Genomic DNA, 18,701 nt, shown 5'->3' on the forward strand with positions numbered 1-18,701 from the left:
GCGACTTTTCTATTTTGAGTTTACATCTATACTAGAACTGAATTCATCTGAAAAAGTTTGAGTAAATGTAGAGATATTTCTATCAAATTCTAATTTTCATAATTTGTATTTAAATGATATTTTATTATTTTCTTTTGTAATTTTATCCACAATATATAAAACATATTCTCGATTTATTAAAGTTTGAACTAAGTCAGAAAATAAATAAGTTTTTTCAATTGGGTTATTTGATTTATTTATACTTGTAATTCAATCATTGATGTTTTTATTTTCAATTGGTTTGAATGTAAAAGTAGTTTTTATTTTTGATACTTCTTGTTCTTGTATTTTTTCTAATTTAGTATTTTTAAATCCAGAAATTATTTTTTGAAAAATAGTTATTTTTTGCGTTGTTTTATGTTTAAATTCCACCATAAAATTTAAACTATTATCAGATTTATTAATTATTATATTAAATATTCTTATTATATAATCATCTCAATTTACATCTTTGGTTATGTGTGTATATTGTTTTAATGTTTCTGAATTTAATGACACATGTTTTTTAAATTGTGAAGCAAAATCACTAGCTGTAATGTTAGATATATTGTCTTTTTTCTCAATTTTTAGAAATTTATTTATTTCATTTTCATCAAAAATTTGTTTTGTGAAATCATATGATTGTATGTAATTATCTTTTTTTACAGTACCAAAAGTTATTCCGACAAGTGTAGAAATAACTAATACACTAGAAAAAATTCAAATTATATTTTTTCATTTATGGGGTATATTTTTAATTTTCATTATTCTCACTTTCAATATAATCATCATCTAAATCATTGTAATTTTCTGAAGGTTGGTCATAGTTTGAAGTTTGTTGTTCTTGTTCTAATGGTAGTGAGTTTTGAGTGTTAATAAAAGGATCATTTTCTAAAAAATCATCAATTATTTCTTCTTTATTATCTATATTTTCTTCTGAAGAAAAAATTTCAACAGGATTTAAAAAATTTTGTTTTTCTTCTGTAAATAGAGGTTCTTCATTATCTATGAATTCATCATGAATATTTTCATTGTCTATATTTTTAGTTTCATCATATTCAAATAAAGTATCATTATTATTTGTTCTATGAATTGGTTCTTCTTTTTCTTGGTGTAAATCATTGAATAAAAATGAAAAATTGGTATTTTCTTGATTATTATCGTTTAAAATATCAAAACTTTGTTGTTTAATGTTTTCGTTTGTTGTTTTGTTTGTTATTTGATTATTAGAGTTTGTAATTAGACCTTGTAATTCTAGTAATGCAGTATCAAAATTATCATTGGATTTATTTGGATTTATTTTATCATTTATCGTGTTTTGGTCTTGTTTATCTAAAGTAAATAAATTTTCATTTTGGAAAATATTATTTTCTTGAGTATTGTTTATAGATACATTTTTGCTTTCAAAAATATTAGAATGGTCATCAAAATGGTGAGTATTATCCAGTTTATTTAGTTCCTCAAAATTATTATTATTATTTGGCTGTGAATTTGTATCATTATTATTAAATAAATTATTTAAATCCTCTTTTGTAATTGCATTGTCTAAATTATTTAATGCAACAGGAATATCTTCCTGTTTTATATTTATATCTTCATATAGAGATTCATCAATATTTCAAATATAATCATCAGATTCATCTATATCATATATATCATAATTCAATTCTACAGTTTTTTGAGCGTGTTGTAGTTCAATTTCCTTTGTTAAATCTTCTGAAACTACTTCAACAGTATTTTGTGCTACTATGTCTTTTATACTGTTTAATATATTTTTTTTATTAATTTTTCAATCTAATTCTTCAATAACAATTAATGGGTAGTTTTTGCTAATTAAAAATAAAATATTGTCTTTAAATTGTAAATATAATTTTTTATTTCCTGCATAACTATAATCATCTACCATCAAAGCTAAAAGTAATTTATTTGTGTATTTATTTATTATTGCAATATTAATTGATTTTGTACCAATACTATAATCTCTTTCTATTATTAATTGAGATTGTTTTTGAATTATTTCTTTATTAAGTGTCTCAGTAATTTCATTTAAAAAGGAAGGTGAAATATCTAAATTTATTGTTTCTGTTCAACTATCTATTTTAGAATTTTTGATGTAATTCTTTTTGCTATTTTCGTTTAATTCTAAAAATTTCAATCATTCTTTTAAAATTTTAATATCATCTGTAGATGTTTCAGAAATTTTTATATCTTCAGATTTTAATGATTTTATAACAATCATTTTTTCTTTTGCTCTAGAAATAGCAACATTTAAAGCATTTTTTCCACCAGGTCTTGCAACATATGTAGCACTTAGTTGTGTATTTTTATCATAAACTACATTGATAACAATAAGATCAGCTTCATTTCCTTGAACGTTTTCAATATTTTTAATAGTTAAATTTCCATTTGCAATGGCTTCTTCAAGATTTGGATATTTAGATAATATTTGATTTTCAATATATATTTCTTGTTTTGAGTTGAACACTAAAAATATAATAGTGTCATATTTTGATATTTGTTCATTAATTATATCTAAAGCAATATCGGCTTCTTTTTCATTTACAGAATTATTTCATGTACCCTCTACTTGGATTACTTCAATAGAAGTATCTTTTAATTTACTTTTATAATCATCCACTACATCTAGCTTAGAATCATAAAAGTTTTTAGAACTGAAGGTCATTAATGATGCTTTTTTTGATCGATAATTTTTATCTAAAAGAACATTATAAACACCTCTTGCTTGAGCGTAATCTAAAACAGATTGAATGTTTTTAAAGTCTTCATCTTCTTCAACTGCATATGATGCACTAAATCATTTAGTAGGTTGCATTTGTTTATCATCACCAGCAAGAATTTTTCTTTTTGCTAAATATAAAATTGGAATAGCTTTTTCTAAGAAAATTTGTGAAGATTCATCTAAAATAGCGTAATCAAATTCTTCTTTACCTCACATACTTAAATCAGTATCAGGAGTTGTTATAATAACTGAAAATAACTTTTTAATCATTTCTTTGTGTTCGTGGAAAAATTTATAAGGACTTTTTCCAGCAGAACGCACCGACATTGCAAATTCACGATATTGTCTTTTTTCTATGTCATTAAAATTATCGATTTTTTCTTTAGTTTTTTGAACGAGCATTTTTGCTAGTTTTTTAGGATCATTTAGTTGAATAGTTTTATTTTTTAAAGAATTTTTGAAAAATGATTCAACTAATTGAAGATTTTCAAAACTAACCGTTCCAATATATTTAATTGCATTATCAATATCAACATGTAATAAATTTAAATTGTCAGCAATAATTTGTGCACTTTCTTTAATATTTTTTGGGAAGGAGTTGGTTAGTTTCATAAATGAAGTAGGTTTTTTGCCCTTGTTATTTGTATATAATGCAGATACAATGGACATATAATCGGTTTGATAGGTATGAAGGTTGTAAGTTATGTATTTGTCTAATTTATTTAAACTCTCTAATAAATCAGAATTTATATTTACTTGTGACATTGTTGAATATGCGTTTAGTACATTTTGATATTCAGGCATGGATTTAATTTCGCCTGCTCTTTCAACAATTTCTTTATCTTCATTTGAAAGAATTTTAAAATAATTTTCACCATCAATATTGTTAAAGTTTTCAATTTTAGAAATAAAATCTTGTAACGGTTTATAAAATGTATCTAATTTCATGGTTCTATCTTGTAAAATAAATATACCAAAAATAGAAATATCTTGTAATCTGTTTTTAATAACTTCTAATGCTGCTCTTTTTTGAGAAACTATGATAGCAGAAAGATCCCGAGCAAGTATATTAACAATTAAATTAGTTATAGTTTGACTTTTTCCAGTTCCAGGAGGGCCTCAAATTATTGTGTCATGATATAAAGCACTTGTGGTTGCATAATCTTGTGAAAAATTTGTTTGTTGAATTTTATATAATCCAAAATTTTTTTTAAAAATAACGTCTTCAATTTTTTTCTTGTAATTATTTTTATCGTAGTCTGTTGCAAAAATTTCTTCTATTTCATCATTTTCAATGATTTTTTTCATTTGATTTCATAAATAACCACTAGAGACTTCAAATAATCCTAATGTTAAACCTGAATAAATAGAAATTGTAGTATGATTGTTTATTTCTTTATGACTTGGTATTTTTGTGTTTATGCTTGCTGGAATTTGGTAAATTTTGTTTCATTGATTATAAAAATAACTATAAATTTCATCAATAGATTTTGAAGAAAAATCAAAATTAGAAGTGTCAAATGAATAACCATTTGATTGTAAAAAAGTAACTAATTTCGCATTAACTTTAACATCACTTGAACTATTAATATACACTAATGAGTTCTTAATTTCAATTTGAACTTCTTTAAAAAATAAAGGTGCAAAAATATCCTTTTTATCAGTTACAACATTTATGAAGAAAAAACCCAAATGTAAAGGTCAAATATTTTTTTCAATAATCGAATTATCTGCTTTTGATTTAATTTTTTTTCATTTAATAATTGAACGTTGGAAACGACTCTCTAAAAAAGAAGTTATTTTATTTTTTTCGTTTTCAAAGTCAATGTTTAAACGATTTTGAATTTCTAGTGGTAAATTCATTGAATATTCATCATAATATTGAAGAATTTCTTCTTTACTTCTTGATTGTTGAATTTTTTTAATTAATTTTTTTTGTCCATATTCTCCGAATTCCACTGAAAAAGTGTGTTGTTTACACAATTTATCAAATGTATCGTAATCTGACATTTTAAAGACATCAAAATATTTTTCATTATCAATACTAAAATTCAATGTACTATCACTATTATTTATATCTAAAAGATTTGTTAATAAAAAATCATAGTTACGGGTTTTTTGCATATAAATCTCCAATAATTTTAATAATTTAAATTATTAATAATTTAATTATATTATAACTTTGAAATTAGTACCTAAAAGAACAAACAAAACCGGATTAATTCCGGTTTTGCATTTTTTCATTTATGATTTTGTGTATATATTTAGCATTGTTGCCAGTTATTAATGATATTCCATCACTTTTCAATAAAATTCCTTCAATAGAATTTAAAGATTTAATTTTCTCTATTTGAATATTTTTTCTACTTTTCAGTTGGATTTTGAGTATTTTATGAGTACAATATACACTTTCTATGTTATTTATACCATCTAAATATCTTATTAATTCATCTAGTGAAAATTTTAATTTATTTTCAACTGATAGTTGTGAATTTATTTCTTTTTGCTCATATGATTTTCAAAATAGTTTAATAATTCCTAATGTGCAAATAATAGTGAATATGTATAAAAATTTATGTAATTTACGCACTATTCCTCCAATAATTTATTTATATTATACGAATATAAAACATTTTATATTTAAAAACATGAAATGTGTGTTAATTTATATAAAAAACACAAAACTTATATTAAATCTTGTGTTTTCTTATAGATACTGAGTATTTAATTTATTTTTTAAGTTCTAATTCTCAAATATCTTCTATTTCTTTTGTATTCATTTTATATGATGAACCAACTTTTGCCATTGCTTCTGTATATGTTAAAGGTGTGGTAGTTTGTGCATTTGTTTCGAAAAATTTTTTTATTGTAATATTATATTCTGCGACTTCTTTTGTAACTTGTTCAATATTGTATTTTTCTTGGTAAATTCTGTTTAATTTTGGTTTAACAATACCTTCTGTATTTTTGTGTCCAATAGCTAAAGCTATCACAGGAAAGGCTTGTCCTTTTATATTTAAAACTTCAATTATTTCTTGTACTGCTACTCTAACTAAACCTAAAAAACAAGTTCCTAAACCTAAATCAATTGCCATTGCTTGAGCAGTTGTTGCTTGAATAAATGCATCACCAACTGCAACAGTATATGTTTCTGAATCGTGATTGTTGTATTTGTATTCTGGGAATTCTTTTAAAGCCATATTCATTCTGTTATAGTCAGCTAAAAACACAATAAGCATTGAACATGTTTGAATTTGTTTTGCTCTTGGGTGAATTTGACCTAAACGTTCTAAAACTTTTGGATCTTTTATTACAATAGCTGATGATGAATGTCAATTTGATGATGTTGGTGCACTAGAAACTGCATCTAAAATTTGTTGTTCTTGTTCTGGTGTTAACTTTTTTTGTGGATCAAAATCTCTTACACTATATCTATTTTTTATTTTTTCACTAAATGTCATTTCTTTTCTCCTTTAATTTAAATTTTATTATTCTTTTAATGATTTTTTTAAATTTTTATAAATTTACTAGTAAATGATTTGAGTAATTTTTAGTTTCTATTTACTATGTAAATAATTTATAATATAATTTAAAATACAAATCAATGAGGTGTATATTATGAAAAGACTATTGAGTGGAATAAAACCAACAGGTGAATTAACGCTTGGTAATTATTTAGGGGCATTAAAAAATTTTATTGATTTACAAAATAAATTTGATGCTTATTATTTTGTAGCAGATTTACATGCTTTAACAACAAATGATAGTGATCCAGAAAAATTAAAAAGAAGAAGAAAAGAAGTAGTCGCTTTGTATTTAGCTTGTGGATTAGATCCTCAAAAGTGTACAATTTTTTATCAATCACAAGTATATGAACACGGAATGATGCAATGATTAATGACATGTGAAACAACATTAGGTGAATTAAATCGTATGACACAGTTTAAAGATAAAAGTCAAAAATCTATTAAACAAGGTAATGGAACTGAAAGCATTCCAACAGGACTATTAATGTATCCTACGTTAATGGCTGGGGATATATTATTGTATGGTGCTGAATATGTACCGGTAGGAGAAGACCAAACTCAACACGTGGAATTAACAAGAACGATTGCCAAAAGATTAAATAATAAGTATAAAACAAATTTAACAATTCCTGAAGCATATATACCTGAAACAGGAGCAAGAATAAAAGATTTACAAGACCCCACATCAAAAATGTCTAAAAGTAATAAAAGTGCTAAAGGAACTATTTATCTTTTAGAAGATCCTACTTCTGCTTATAATAAAATTTTAAAAGCTGTTACTGATTCTGAAAATAAGGTTTATATATCCAACCAAAAACCTGGGGTAACTAATTTATTAAATATTTACGCTGGTTTAAAAAATATAACAGCAAAAGAAGCAGAAAATCAATTTAAAGATGAAAATTATAAAATTTTTAAAGAAGCAGTTGCTACTGAAGTAAAAAATCTTTTAACAGAAATTCAGTCAAAATTTAAACAATCATTAAATGAAGTTGAAAAAGTTACAGAAAAAGGAGCAAAAAAAGCCCAACTTATTGCTAAACCATTATTAGATAATTTAATGGAGAAAATGGGTTTTTAATAAATTATGAACAATGATTATAAAACAAAATTAAATCACTCAACAAGTCATTTACTTGCCGCTGCAGTATTAAAACTTTATCCTGATACAAAATTAGGCATTGGTCCAGCTATAGAAGATGGGTTTTATTATGATTTTGAATTTTCTCAACCACTTTTAGAAGAAAATTTAAATGATATTGAAAAAGAAATGAAAAAACTTGCAAAAGGTAATTGAAAAATGGTGCAAGTTTCAGAAACAGAGTATGATTTAACATCTCAACCATATAAAAAAATACTTTATGATGAATTTAAATTACAAGGCAAAGAAGTAACATTTTATAGTTTACAAAATCCTGATAATGGACAAGTATTATTTACTGATTTATGTGCAGGAAATCATATTGATAATGTAAAAGAAATTAAACATTTTAAAATATTATCTTTAGCAGGAGCTTATTGAAAAGGTGATAGCAAAAATAAAATGCTAACCAGAATTTATGGAACTAGTTGACAAACTAAAGAAGAATTAGATAATTACTTACAAATATTACAAGAAAGAAAAGAAAGAGACCACCGTAAAATAGGAAAAGAATTAAACATTTTTACATTTAATCAATTAGCGGGGCAAGGATTTCCAATTTGATTAGAAGATGGAATGAAAATTCATAATTCTATTCGTGATTATGTAACTAAATTAGATAAATTATATGGTTTTAAAGAAGTACTAACACCACATTTTGGTGAAAAGAAATTATATGAAATTTCAGGTCACTGAGCACATTATCAAGAAACAATGTTTAAACCTATTGAAATGGACAATGAGCAATTAATTGGACGTCCAATGACTTGTCCTCATCATATTATGTTATTTAATATGACCAGAAGATCATATCGTGATTTACCTATTCGTTATAGTGAACAATCAAGATTATATAGATATGAAAAATCTGGAGCTTTAACAGGATTAGAAAGAGTTAGATCCATGGATTTAACTGAAGGACATATATTTGTAAGACCTGATCAAATAAAAGATGAATTTAAACATTTATACAAAATGATATTAGAAGCATTAGGTGATTTTAATATTGAAATTGATCATATTTCACTTTCATTACGTGATACAGAAAATAAAGAAAAGTTTTTTGATGATGATGAAATATGAAACAAAGCAGAAAATGACTTAAGAGATTTATTAAAAGAATTAAATGTTGAATATAAAGAATTTGTAGGTGAAGCTGCATTTTATGGACCTAAAATTGATATTCAAATTAAAACAAGTATCGGAAGAATTATTACAATGTCAACTCTTCAATTGGACTTTTTATTACCAGCAAAATTTGAAATGAAATTTATAGATCAAAATGAACAAGTAGTTACACCAGTTTTAATTCATCGCGGTTTAATTGGTACATATGAAAGATTTGTTGCAATTTTACTAGAACAAACTAAAGGAGTTCTTCCATTTTGATTATCGCCTAAACAATTAGTTATTGTTCCAATATCAGAAAAACATTATGAATATGGACAAGAATTGTATTCATTTTTTCTAAAAAATGATATTAATGTAGAATTTGATTCAAGAAATGAAAGAATGAATAAAAAAATTAGAGAAGCTCAAATTCAAAAAGCTAAATATGTTGCAATTATTGGTGACAAAGAAGTAGAAGAAAAAACAATTAGTTTAAGAGCGTATGGTCAAGAAAATACTCAAGTATTTACACAAGAAGAGTTACTAAATAAATTTATACTACTAAAAAGAGAATTAAAATAATGTCAAATTACAAAGTAGAAACTTATAAAATAGAGAGAGTTTTAGGATTAACATATCATTGAAGAATTGCATTATATAATATGATATTTATTGTGATACCATCAGTGTTAGGGATTTTTTTCTTAGGTCATGACATTCCACAAATATATGAAGCATATTCATATAATTTAACTTGATGAATGTTACTTTTAATTACTTTTGGTATGTGATGAATATATGTTGCAAATACATTATTATTTATTTATGTATTTAAATGATTTGGTTTTGAAATTTTTAATGTTTTAATGCCTATTTCAGTAGTGCTTTTATCATTAACTATGTCAAGTGCGTTTAGTGATACATTATGATTTTTAAGAATAATTTTATGTATTGTATTATTTTTTTCTTTTTTCCCTACTATTTTAGTAAATAAACATATTGCTAAAATACAATGAGAAAAGAAAAAACAAAGAGATATACTTGAAAGACAAAAAAATAAGTCATTGTTAGATTAAATAACTTTAATGTCTTTATAGAGGTAATATGGATATATTAGATAATAGTGCTATTTATTTTTCTAAAACAGCTAAAATAGCAAAAAATAAATTAAGTAATAAAATTGTGACATTACAATTTTTTCAAAGAAACGATAATATTATTTTGTGTGGTATAAACGAAGTATTAGATTTACTCGCTACTTACACTAATACAAACAATTATAAAATAAAGTATATTGAAGAAGGTTCAATAATTAATGATAAAGAAGTTGTATTAGAATTAGAAGGTCCTTACTGAGAATTTGGTGAATTTGAAGGAATAATTGATGGTATTTTAGCTCGTCAAAGTTCAATAGCAACTAATGCAAATAGAATAAAAAATGCATCAAATAAGAAAATAGTAGTTTCAATGGCGGATAGAGCTGATCATTATAGAAATTTATTATCTGATGGTTATGCAATTTCAGTCGGAGGAATTTTAAATCATGCAACATATGCTTCAAGTAATTTCAAAAAAGAATTTACATGAGGTTCTATGCCTCATGCTTTAATACAAATGTTTGAAGGAGATTTGGTTAAAGCTTCAAAAGCTTATTTAGAAATATTTCCAGATGACAAATTAACAGCATTAGTAGATTTTCACAATGATGTCATTACTGATTCCTTAAATGTTTTAAAAGAGTTTAAAACAGATCTTAAAGCAGTTCGTGTAGATACATCTAAAAATATGAAAGACAATATGTTTAGTGAATCCGAAAATGAGTTTGGAGTAACTGTTAAACAAATTAAGAAATTGCGTAAAGCACTTGATGAAAATGAAGGTTCACATGTTAAAATAATAGTTTCAAGTGGTTTTAATGCTGAAAAAATTAAAGAATTTGAAGATAATAATGCTCCTGTGGATATTTATGGAGTTGGTGCTGCTTTATTGAAAGTTTGAGTTAATTTCAGTGCAGATGCAACAAAAATAGATGGCAAACTATGTGCAAAAGCAGGAAGAAAATATAGTGTTAATTCTAAATTAATAGAATATAAAAAAATTAAAGTAAACAAATAACCTAAAAGATAAAATGACACAAATAATTTTTAACATCCCATAATAATATAAAAAAATAGACTTAGTACCAGTGATTAGAGTCTATTTTTTGGTTCTAAGTTAACATTTTGTATTTATTATAATTTTTCAGCTAATGTTGTTATATTTGCTATATCAGTTTTATTAATTGGTGAAGTTTCATTAGCTTTATTTAATATATCTAAAATTTGTTTAATTAAAACTTCTTTTTTAAGATCCTCAGGGAAGGTACTATGAGTTTTGTTAGCTGCATCTAATTGAGTATGTTCTCATTTAATTCTTTTTTCTAAAAGATTTTTTGCATAGTCTAGTACATATGGGTATAAATAATTTTGATTATTCTCCATAAGTGAATTTCAATATTAAAAAAAAGCTTTTTTAATATTGTCATTTCATTGTAGTATTTTACCATTAGATGTACCATCTGTTTTTGAAGGAAGTACAAAAGGTTCTTTAAATTTTCTAGATGTTAAAGAGTTTAAATGTTTGAAAATCATTTTAAACTTGTTGTCATCTGTTGTTTCTAATTCTTGAGGGTTGAATTTATTTTTAGTTTCTGCTAAAATAAATTCTGACTCTGTTAGATTTTCTTTTTCTTTTACAATCTGTATAAATTCTAATAATTCTTTTATTAGTCATTCAACATCATTAAAATGTAAATCATTTATATTTTGAACTAAATTTAAAAGTTTATTTACTAGATTTTCTTTATTATAATGTTTAAATTCTGAAGGATGTGTGTATCCAGTAGTAGTTCCAAATGAAGTAGAAAATAAATTAACTAAATAAATATCATCTGTGAATCTTTGTTCATCAAATGTTGGAATTTTTTCCTCAACTTTAGGTGTAATTTCCTTTTCAGGTTGTTTTTCGGTTTATAAATCTTTTTTCTTTGTATCATTTTCTTTTGTCTTTGGATTATCTTGTTGAATTTGTTTGCTTTGTGCGTTTGAATCCTTTTCTTTTGTGTTTCGATTATCTTGTTGCATTTGTTTGCTTTGTGCGTTTAAATTATTTTGTTGAATGTTATTACTTTGTTTATTTGAATTATTTACCTTGGGGGGTGTTTGTAGTGTTATTTTGATTTATATTTTGGTCTTTTTTAGATTCATCTATATTTTTAATATTTGAATCTTCAGATTTTATTTTATCATTTGTATTTTCTTGTTTTGTTGTACATGCACTAGCTATAAAAGGGATAGAAAAAATAGAAATACCTGTTGCTAATGCAAATAATTGTGTATATTGTTTTTTCATAATCATAATATTATATATTAAAAATCAAAAATTCAATTTTCATTTTTTTAAAACAAGAAGTTTTATGCTTTTGAATTAAATATTATTAAGATTGTTAAATAATAGCTTAAAACTTTCCAAAGTTAATTCTTGAGCTCTTATATTTTCTGAAAAATTTAAAGTTCTAAAAATCTCTAGTATAATATTTTTTTCATATTTTAATATTAAATTATTTAATAATTTCTTACGTTTAAAATTAAAACAAAGTTTAACAAATGATAAAAATTCTCGAGAGTTAAATTCTAGATCTTTTTTAAATTCAAATAAAACAACACTTGAAAAAACTTTAGGAGCAGGATTAAAAGCATTTGGACTTACGTCAAACATTTTTTTGACATTACAGAAATAATTACTTGAAACTGTTAATTTAGAATATTCATTTGTTGATGGTTTTGCAACTATTCTTTCTGCTACTTCTTTTTGCATTAGAATAACCGCTTGTTTAAAATGGTTAGAATTATCAAATATTTTGAATAAAATATCAGTTGTTATATAGTAAGGTATGTTTGCAACAATTATTGAATCTTGTTCTATATTAGATAGATTGGCATTTAAAAAATCACCATAAATTAGTTGTAATTTTGGATTTGAAATATTTTGTTTTAATATTTCAACCATATCTTTATCTATTTCATAAGTTATAACATTTTTAGCTTTGTCTAATAAAATATTGGTTAAAGCTCCTTGACCCGGACCTATTTCTAGAATATTTTTATTCTCAATATCTACTACACTCGCTATTTTATTTAATATATTTTTATCTTCTAAAAAATTTTGTCCAAGAGATTTTTTTGCTTTTATTTGCATTTTACTTTAAAAACCTTTTCTACATTTGTTTCAACTTGTTCTATTAATTTATTTTCAGATATATTTTTAAGAGAAGCAATAAATTTGTATGTATGTTTTACATTTGGACTTTTATTTTCTTTTCCTCTCATTGGTACAGGAGCAAGATAAGGAGTATCCGTTTCAACAAATAAACGTTCTAATGGTATGTTTTTTACAGCTTCTTGAGTGCTTTGAGCATTTTTAAAAGTAACCACTCCAGAAATGGAAAAGTAAATATTACGATTTTTTAACAAAATCTCAACATCATCTTTTGTTCCTGAAAAAGAGTGAAAAATAAATGTAACATTTTTATATTCATCTCTTGATACAAAATTTATAGCATCTTCCATGGCATCACGAATATGTAACATAACAGGAATATTATGTTTTTTTGCAACTTCAACTTGACTTATTAATGATATTAATTGTTCTGATTTTGAAGGAGTATCATCATAATGATAATCAAGACCAATTTCACCAATTGCAATTACATCTTTAGTTATAATTTCTTCTAATTTTTTACCATCTTCTAATCCATTAGATTCATTGGGGTGAATACCTATAATAGGGTGAACAAAATCTAATTTTGAACTTAGTTCAATTGTTTCTTTTGAATTTTCAAAATTTGTACCTACCATAAATAATAATTTCATTTCTTCTTGTTGTCAGTTTTTACAAACTTCTATGGGATTATCATAATATTCTAAAAATGGGTGTGTATGTACATCAATATATTTCATATTCTTCCTTTTTTTATATAAAACAATTATAATTTAAAGAAGTAATTATGTGTAAATTAAGGAGAATTAATGAATAACATTATTAAATATACACAAACACAAGAAGAATTTAAAGAAATGGTAGAACATATTGCAAAATTATGCAAAATTCCTTCAGTATCAGTTACTAACTTAGAAAATGAATTTCCTTTTAGTAAAGAAGTTGATAATGCATTAAATTATGTTTTAAATCTTTCAAAAGAATTTGGTTTTAAAACATATAAAGACAAAAAAAACCGTTATGGTTTTTGTGAAATAGGTTCAGGTAAAAAATTAATTGGAATATTATGTCACTTAGATGTTGTTCCTAGCGGTGATGACAATCAATGAGAAAGTGCTGCTTTTGAACCTATTATTAAAGAAAATGAAATTTTTGGTCGTGGAACGTTAGACGATAAAGGTCCTTCAATTATAACTTTATATGCAATGAAATATATTCTTGATAATAATTTAATTGACGATAATTACACAATTAGAGCTATTTTTGGTTTAAGTGAAGAAACAACCATGGAATCTATGAAGTTTTATCTAAAAGATTTTGGAAATCCAGATTTAGGATACACACCCGATGGTGAATGACCACTTGTATTTGCAGAAAAACTTATTTTTGATTATGATTTAAAATTTGAACAATTTAAAGATTGAAAATTAGAAGCTGGAGTTGTTTATAATCAAATCCCTGATTCTTTATCTATAGAAACTTCTGAAGCCAGTCATTTAAGTAAATTATTTAACGAAAAAGACATTGAAATAATAAATGAAAACAAATTTATAGTTAAGGGAATTGCGGGACATGGTTCTACTCCTGCTGCTGGCGATAATGCTATTTTAAAATTTATTAAAACGATTGTAAAACATGATAAAAAGTATCTTGAAAACGATTTTTTCAGATTTTTATATTTAAATTTTCAAAATAATGATTTTTCAATGCCGGATATATTTTTCAATTATGAAGATGAAAGTGGAACTTTAAGCTCTAACCCAGCATTTTTAAGAACTAATAATAATCAATTTAGCATCGGTTTTGATATGCGTGTTCCCGCTAAAAAATTACCTGAAGAAGTAAATAATGATTTAATTTATTATTTAGATGAAAATGAATATGAATATGTTTTTGAAATGGTGGGTTCAAAAAAAGCAAAATATATAGCTTCTGATTCAGAATTAGTTCAGACATTAATGAATGTTTATAAACAAGTGACACAAAAATTTGATGAAAAACCTATTGCAATAGGTGGCGGAACTTATGCTAGAACTTTCGAAAATTGTGTAGCATTTGGTGCAACTACTAAAATGGAATTAATGCATGCCCCTAATGAAAGATTTACTTTTGAAGAAATAAAACAGGATTTAGAAATTTATATTAATGCATTAAAAGAATTACAAAAACTATAATCACAAATTTATAAAGAAAAAAGCAGAATTTCTGCTTTTTTTATTATTGTCAAGTACTTAGGTTAAGAGTGATGTTAGCTTTAACTTTGATTGGTACATTATGATTTGCAGTGACAATTCTTGCATCTATTAATTTTAATGTTTTACCTTTAAAAGAATCTGGAGAAATTGCTGTGTATGCATCATTGTTATAATATAATCTTACATTAACTTTATATATTGAATTTGTTTGAGTGTCTTGTAAAGAAAGATATAAAATTTTAGGTAGGTTATTACTTTGAGGGCCTGGTGTATATGTAGGAACTCCTAGTTGTGATAACTTATCTGTATCTTTGTTTGAATATGTTATATCTAAATAACCTTTTTGTGACACCGTAATGCCTTTTATTTCTAATCCTTTAAAATATTCTTCTTTAAATCCTTCATTAGAAATTTCTTTTATTAATTCTGTTGATTCTAAACCTTTAGAAATTAATTTGAATTTGACTACAATTTTAGTTTGTTCTTGGTTTTTAGAAGCAGAAATAAATTTATATTCTACTCCATCTGGAATATTAGAAAACGAAATATTGTCTTTTGTATTGATCTTGTTGCCTTCTAATTCAGAAAATCTTACTGTTTTTTTGTCTTTATAATCTATTGTAATTTTTTCACTTGCTTCACTAAAAATTGGATAATTTTTTGTTAATGATTGACTAAAATCTTCTTTAATTTTATTTAGTTCTGTTTCAATTTGTGTTAATTTTTCAGTATCTTTTTTTATTTCAGTTTTATTAGCAGTAACTTCTGCATTAGTTTTAACTAATAAATCATTATTTTCCTTTAATGATTTTTTATTAGATTCTAATGCAGATTTTAATGCGTCTCATTCAGTTTTTGTTTTATTTAATTCACTTTTAATTTTTTCAACACTAGTTTTTAAATCATTATCTTCTTTTGCACAAGAAATAGTAACTGATGGTACAACTGCTAAAAGACCAAAAGAAGCAAGTGCAAAGAGAGAAAACTTTGTTATTTTTTTCATATAAAAATCCTTTCTTGATGAAAATTTCATCGAACACAATTTTATCTTTTTTTTTTTTTTTTTAAAAATTGTACTTAAAATGCAGAAAAATACAAAAAATATTTAATTAAACACATTTTTTATGTTTTTTAATAAAATAAATTTTTGTAACTTGAATTTTTCTTTTTCATTGAATGTTTCAGAATATACAATACTTTTATATAATTTAATTATTATTTATTTTATTACTCATAAAATTAACAGAAAGCAATTATAATGATTAAAATGAAAGAAAATATTGTGCCTTCAACTAAACTAAAACCATTTATTAAGTGAGCAGGCGGAAAATCTGCATTATTAGATGAGATAAGAAAATTTTATCCTTCTAAATTAGGTCAAGATATTAATAAATATTGTGAACCCTTTGTAGGTGCGGGAGCTGTATTATTTGATATTTTAAACAGTTATAATTTAAAAGAAATTTATATTAGCGATGTTAATAATGAACTTATAAATGTCTGAAAAACTATTCAAATTAATGTAGAACCTTTAATTTTTATTTTAAAAAAAATGGAAGATGAATATATTAATTTAGATGACGCAAAAAGAAAAGAATATTTTTATCAAAAAAGAAAAGAATTTAATAAATATATCTTGAGGGAAATAAATGATATTGTATATGGTTCTGCGTTATTTATTTTTTTAAATAGAACTTGTTTCAATGGATTATATCGTGTAAATAAAGATGGATTATTTAATGTTCCCATTGGAAAATATAAAAATCCTAAAATTTGTGATGAAGATAATTTGAGAAATATATCACTAAAGCTAAAAAATGTCATTATTTCTTGCTCAGAATATACAGAATCAGCATATTTCATCGATCAAAATACATTGGTATATTTTGATCCACCTTATAGACCGATAACTAAAACTGCATCTTTTACATCATATAGTAAATTTAAATTCGGGGATAAACAACAAATAGAATTAGCTGATTATTATACAAAATCATCAAATAAAGGCGCAATGTGTATTTTAAGTAATTCAGATCCTAAAAATAATGATAATTTAGATAATTTCTTTGATGACTTATATAAATTATTTAATATAAATAGAATAAGCACCAGCAGAAAAATAAACCCAAATCCAGATAAAAGAAAAAGTATTGTTACTGAATTATTAATAACAAATAATTTTAAATAGGTGATAATTAATGAACAGAGTTTTTGATGATTGATTAAACAGTTTTAGAGAAAGTATTTCTGATTATGAATACTATGTAGATTTTAAAAAAATTTATAAAAATGTAGATGAAATAAAAATAGAATTAAATATTTTAAATTCATTAATTGGTTCGAAGAATATACAAAAAGATTTCTTAAATCTAGTAAATAAATATCCCGAAATTTTAAAATGTATTCCTATTCTTATCGCAGTAAGAACTAATGATATATTTATTTTAGACAATCATAAAGAATTTAATTTTAGTTTTAATAAAATGAATTATTCTCCATTAGAATACCTTACCTTTATGCAAAAAATCGGTTTGTTTGAGTTGATGGAAACACGAAAAATAAGCAATTTATATGATTATGTATTAGGAATTGAAGTGGGATTAGATTCTAATGCTCGTAAAAATCGTGGTGGACATTTAATGGAAAATTTAGTGGAAAATTTTATAATTCAAGCAGGTTTTCAAATTAATAAAGATTATTTTAAAGAGATGTATGCAAGCGATATTGAATTAAAGTGAAATATTGACTTATCTTTATTATCAAATAACGGATTAATTGATAAGCGTTTTGATTATTTTATAAAAACAAACAAACAAATTTATTTAATTGAAACTAATTTTTACTCATCTGGTGGTTCTAAATTAAATGAAATAGCAAGAAGCTATAAACAGATGGCATCTGAAATAAACCAGATTAAAAAAGTTACATTTGTGTGATTTACAGATGGAAAAGGTTGAAAAAGTTCAAGACGAGGTTTACAAGAAGCTTTTGAATCAATTAAAAATATTTACAATATCAACGATTTAAAAAATGGAATAATAAAAAATTCTCTTAAATAATATAAAATCAAACCAAATAAATACATATTATTTTATTGCATCATAGCAAACTGCTATGATTTTTTATTTTAAACAAAGCTTATTAAATAAAATACAATACAACAATTAACAAGACATATTAATGTCAATTGTTTTTTGTAAATTTGAAACTCTTTTATTTTGTGTATATTTTAGAATTAAAAATTAACATTAGTCTAAATGTTAATTTATTATTTTAAGTATTTTTTTCAAACGTCAAAAGGCTTTAATTTGTTTAAAAATTTTAAACATTGTGTTAGATGCTCTTTATCTTCATTGTAGCTTAAAATATTATAAGCTTCTGTAGTTTTTACTCACTTAGCATCATTAATTTCTTCTTCTTGTTTAGTAATATTTTTGTGAGTAGGTATTCCTATGAAATAAACAACTTCTTTAGGGGTATTATCATAAATAATATAATTACTTACTAATCTTATTTGATCGGTTGCAAATGGAATTGCATCAATCCCTGTTTCTTCTCAAACTTCACGTATTGCAGTTTGTTCTTCTGTTTCATTATTTTCAACATGACCCTTTGGAAAACCTCAATGTGTTTTTTGGTCAATTACAAGCACTAAAGTTTTGTCTTTTTGTAAATCAAATAAAATAAGTCCACAAGATTTTTCTTTTTTCATT

18 protein-coding genes are annotated in these 18,701 nt (G+C 24.1%); 7 read left to right on the forward strand and 11 right to left on the reverse strand.

Annotated elements, in window-relative coordinates; all coding sequences use genetic code 4:
• Nucleotides 1-9: 9 nt before the first annotated feature.
• The 4 genes from HLA92_RS02810 to HLA92_RS02825 form a co-directional block, all read right to left on the reverse strand.
• The gene (locus HLA92_RS02810) at nt 10-783 is read right to left on the reverse strand and encodes a hypothetical protein (protein ID WP_171113323.1); all 774 of its coding nucleotides are present in this window, start codon (nt 781-783) and stop codon (nt 10-12) included.
• Complete coding sequence (locus HLA92_RS02815; RefSeq protein WP_171113325.1) at nt 773-4,882, reverse strand: DEAD/DEAH box helicase; 4,110 nt, start codon at nt 4,880-4,882, stop codon at nt 773-775. The genes HLA92_RS02810 and HLA92_RS02815 overlap by 11 nt, the downstream gene beginning before the upstream one ends.
• A gap of 94 nt (nt 4,883-4,976) precedes the next feature.
• Nucleotides 4,977-5,348, reverse strand: coding sequence for a PTS glucose transporter subunit IIB (locus HLA92_RS02820; RefSeq protein ID WP_171113327.1), 372 nt, complete (start codon nt 5,346-5,348; stop codon nt 4,977-4,979).
• 139 nt (nt 5,349-5,487) lie between these two features.
• Nucleotides 5,488-6,219, reverse strand: coding sequence for a nitroreductase family protein (locus tag HLA92_RS02825; RefSeq protein WP_171113329.1), 732 nt, complete (start codon nt 6,217-6,219; stop codon nt 5,488-5,490).
• Nucleotides 6,220-6,376: 157 nt separating this feature from the next.
• Between HLA92_RS02825 and trpS the strand changes: the two genes are divergently transcribed.
• From trpS to HLA92_RS02845, 4 genes are read left to right on the forward strand one after another with little or no spacing between them, the layout of a single operon-like run.
• A complete protein-coding gene (gene trpS / locus HLA92_RS02830) occupies nt 6,377-7,366 on the forward strand; it encodes a tryptophan--tRNA ligase (protein WP_171113331.1) in 990 nt (329 codons plus the stop codon).
• A 6-nt stretch (nt 7,367-7,372) separates the two neighbouring features.
• Nucleotides 7,373-9,118, forward strand: a complete 1,746-nt coding sequence (thrS, locus tag HLA92_RS02835) for a threonine--tRNA ligase (protein ID WP_171113333.1) — start codon at nt 7,373-7,375, stop codon at nt 9,116-9,118.
• Nucleotides 9,118-9,612: a hypothetical protein gene (locus HLA92_RS02840; RefSeq protein WP_171113336.1), complete on the forward strand. Its 495-nt coding sequence runs from the start codon at nt 9,118-9,120 to the stop codon at nt 9,610-9,612. Before thrS ends, HLA92_RS02840 begins: the two co-directional genes overlap by 1 nt.
• A 28-nt stretch (nt 9,613-9,640) precedes the next feature.
• Entirely contained in the window at nt 9,641-10,651 is a 1,011-nt protein-coding gene (locus tag HLA92_RS02845) for a nicotinate phosphoribosyltransferase (protein ID WP_171113338.1), read from the forward strand.
• A gap of 116 nt (nt 10,652-10,767) precedes the next feature.
• On the opposite strand, the gene HLA92_RS02850 is transcribed toward HLA92_RS02845, so the two are convergent.
• From HLA92_RS02850 to HLA92_RS02865, 5 genes are all read right to left on the reverse strand, one after another.
• Nucleotides 10,768-11,016: a hypothetical protein gene (locus HLA92_RS02850; RefSeq protein WP_171113340.1), complete on the reverse strand. Its 249-nt coding sequence runs from the start codon at nt 11,014-11,016 to the stop codon at nt 10,768-10,770.
• 15 nt (nt 11,017-11,031) lie between these two features.
• Entirely contained in the window at nt 11,032-11,166 is a 135-nt protein-coding gene (locus tag HLA92_RS03365) for a hypothetical protein (protein WP_272869774.1), read from the reverse strand.
• 550 nt (nt 11,167-11,716) lie between these two features.
• The gene (locus HLA92_RS02855; protein WP_171113342.1) at nt 11,717-11,926 is read right to left on the reverse strand and encodes a hypothetical protein; all 210 of its coding nucleotides are present in this window, start codon (nt 11,924-11,926) and stop codon (nt 11,717-11,719) included.
• A 75-nt stretch (nt 11,927-12,001) separates the two neighbouring features.
• Complete coding sequence (rsmA, locus tag HLA92_RS02860; RefSeq protein WP_171113344.1) at nt 12,002-12,772, reverse strand: 16S rRNA (adenine(1518)-N(6)/adenine(1519)-N(6))-dimethyltransferase RsmA; 771 nt, start codon at nt 12,770-12,772, stop codon at nt 12,002-12,004.
• Nucleotides 12,763-13,533, reverse strand: coding sequence for a TatD family hydrolase (locus HLA92_RS02865; protein WP_171113346.1), 771 nt, complete (start codon nt 13,531-13,533; stop codon nt 12,763-12,765). Before HLA92_RS02865 ends, rsmA begins: the two co-directional genes overlap by 10 nt.
• Nucleotides 13,534-13,602: 69 nt before the next feature.
• On the opposite strand from HLA92_RS02865, the gene HLA92_RS02870 reads away from it, so the two are divergent.
• The gene (locus tag HLA92_RS02870; protein ID WP_171113348.1) at nt 13,603-14,967 is read left to right on the forward strand and encodes a Sapep family Mn(2+)-dependent dipeptidase; all 1,365 of its coding nucleotides are present in this window, start codon (nt 13,603-13,605) and stop codon (nt 14,965-14,967) included.
• Nucleotides 14,968-15,010: 43 nt separating this feature from the next.
• On the opposite strand, the gene HLA92_RS02875 is transcribed toward HLA92_RS02870, so the two are convergent.
• Nucleotides 15,011-15,991: a hypothetical protein gene (locus tag HLA92_RS02875; protein ID WP_171113350.1), complete on the reverse strand. Its 981-nt coding sequence runs from the start codon at nt 15,989-15,991 to the stop codon at nt 15,011-15,013.
• A gap of 255 nt (nt 15,992-16,246) precedes the next feature.
• Here HLA92_RS02875 and HLA92_RS02880 point away from each other — a divergent pair, with 255 nt between their 5' ends.
• Nucleotides 16,247-17,176: a DNA adenine methylase gene (locus HLA92_RS02880; RefSeq protein ID WP_212751819.1), complete on the forward strand. Its 930-nt coding sequence runs from the start codon at nt 16,247-16,249 to the stop codon at nt 17,174-17,176.
• Between the two features lie 10 nt (nt 17,177-17,186).
• On the forward strand, nt 17,187-18,047 hold the full coding sequence (locus HLA92_RS02885; protein WP_171113352.1) for a type II restriction endonuclease: 861 nt from the start codon (nt 17,187-17,189) through the stop codon (nt 18,045-18,047).
• 209 nt (nt 18,048-18,256) lie between these two features.
• Here the strand turns inward: HLA92_RS02885 and HLA92_RS02890 are convergent, their stop codons facing one another.
• Nucleotides 18,257-18,700: a bis(5'-nucleosyl)-tetraphosphatase gene (locus HLA92_RS02890; protein ID WP_171113354.1), complete on the reverse strand. Its 444-nt coding sequence runs from the start codon at nt 18,698-18,700 to the stop codon at nt 18,257-18,259.
• Nucleotide 18,701: the final 1 nt, after the last annotated feature.

Origin of the sequence: Mycoplasma miroungirhinis (assembly GCF_013008815.1) — a bacterium.
Taxonomy (GTDB): Bacteria; Bacillota_I; Bacilli_A; order Mycoplasmatales; family Metamycoplasmataceae; genus Metamycoplasma; species Metamycoplasma miroungirhinis.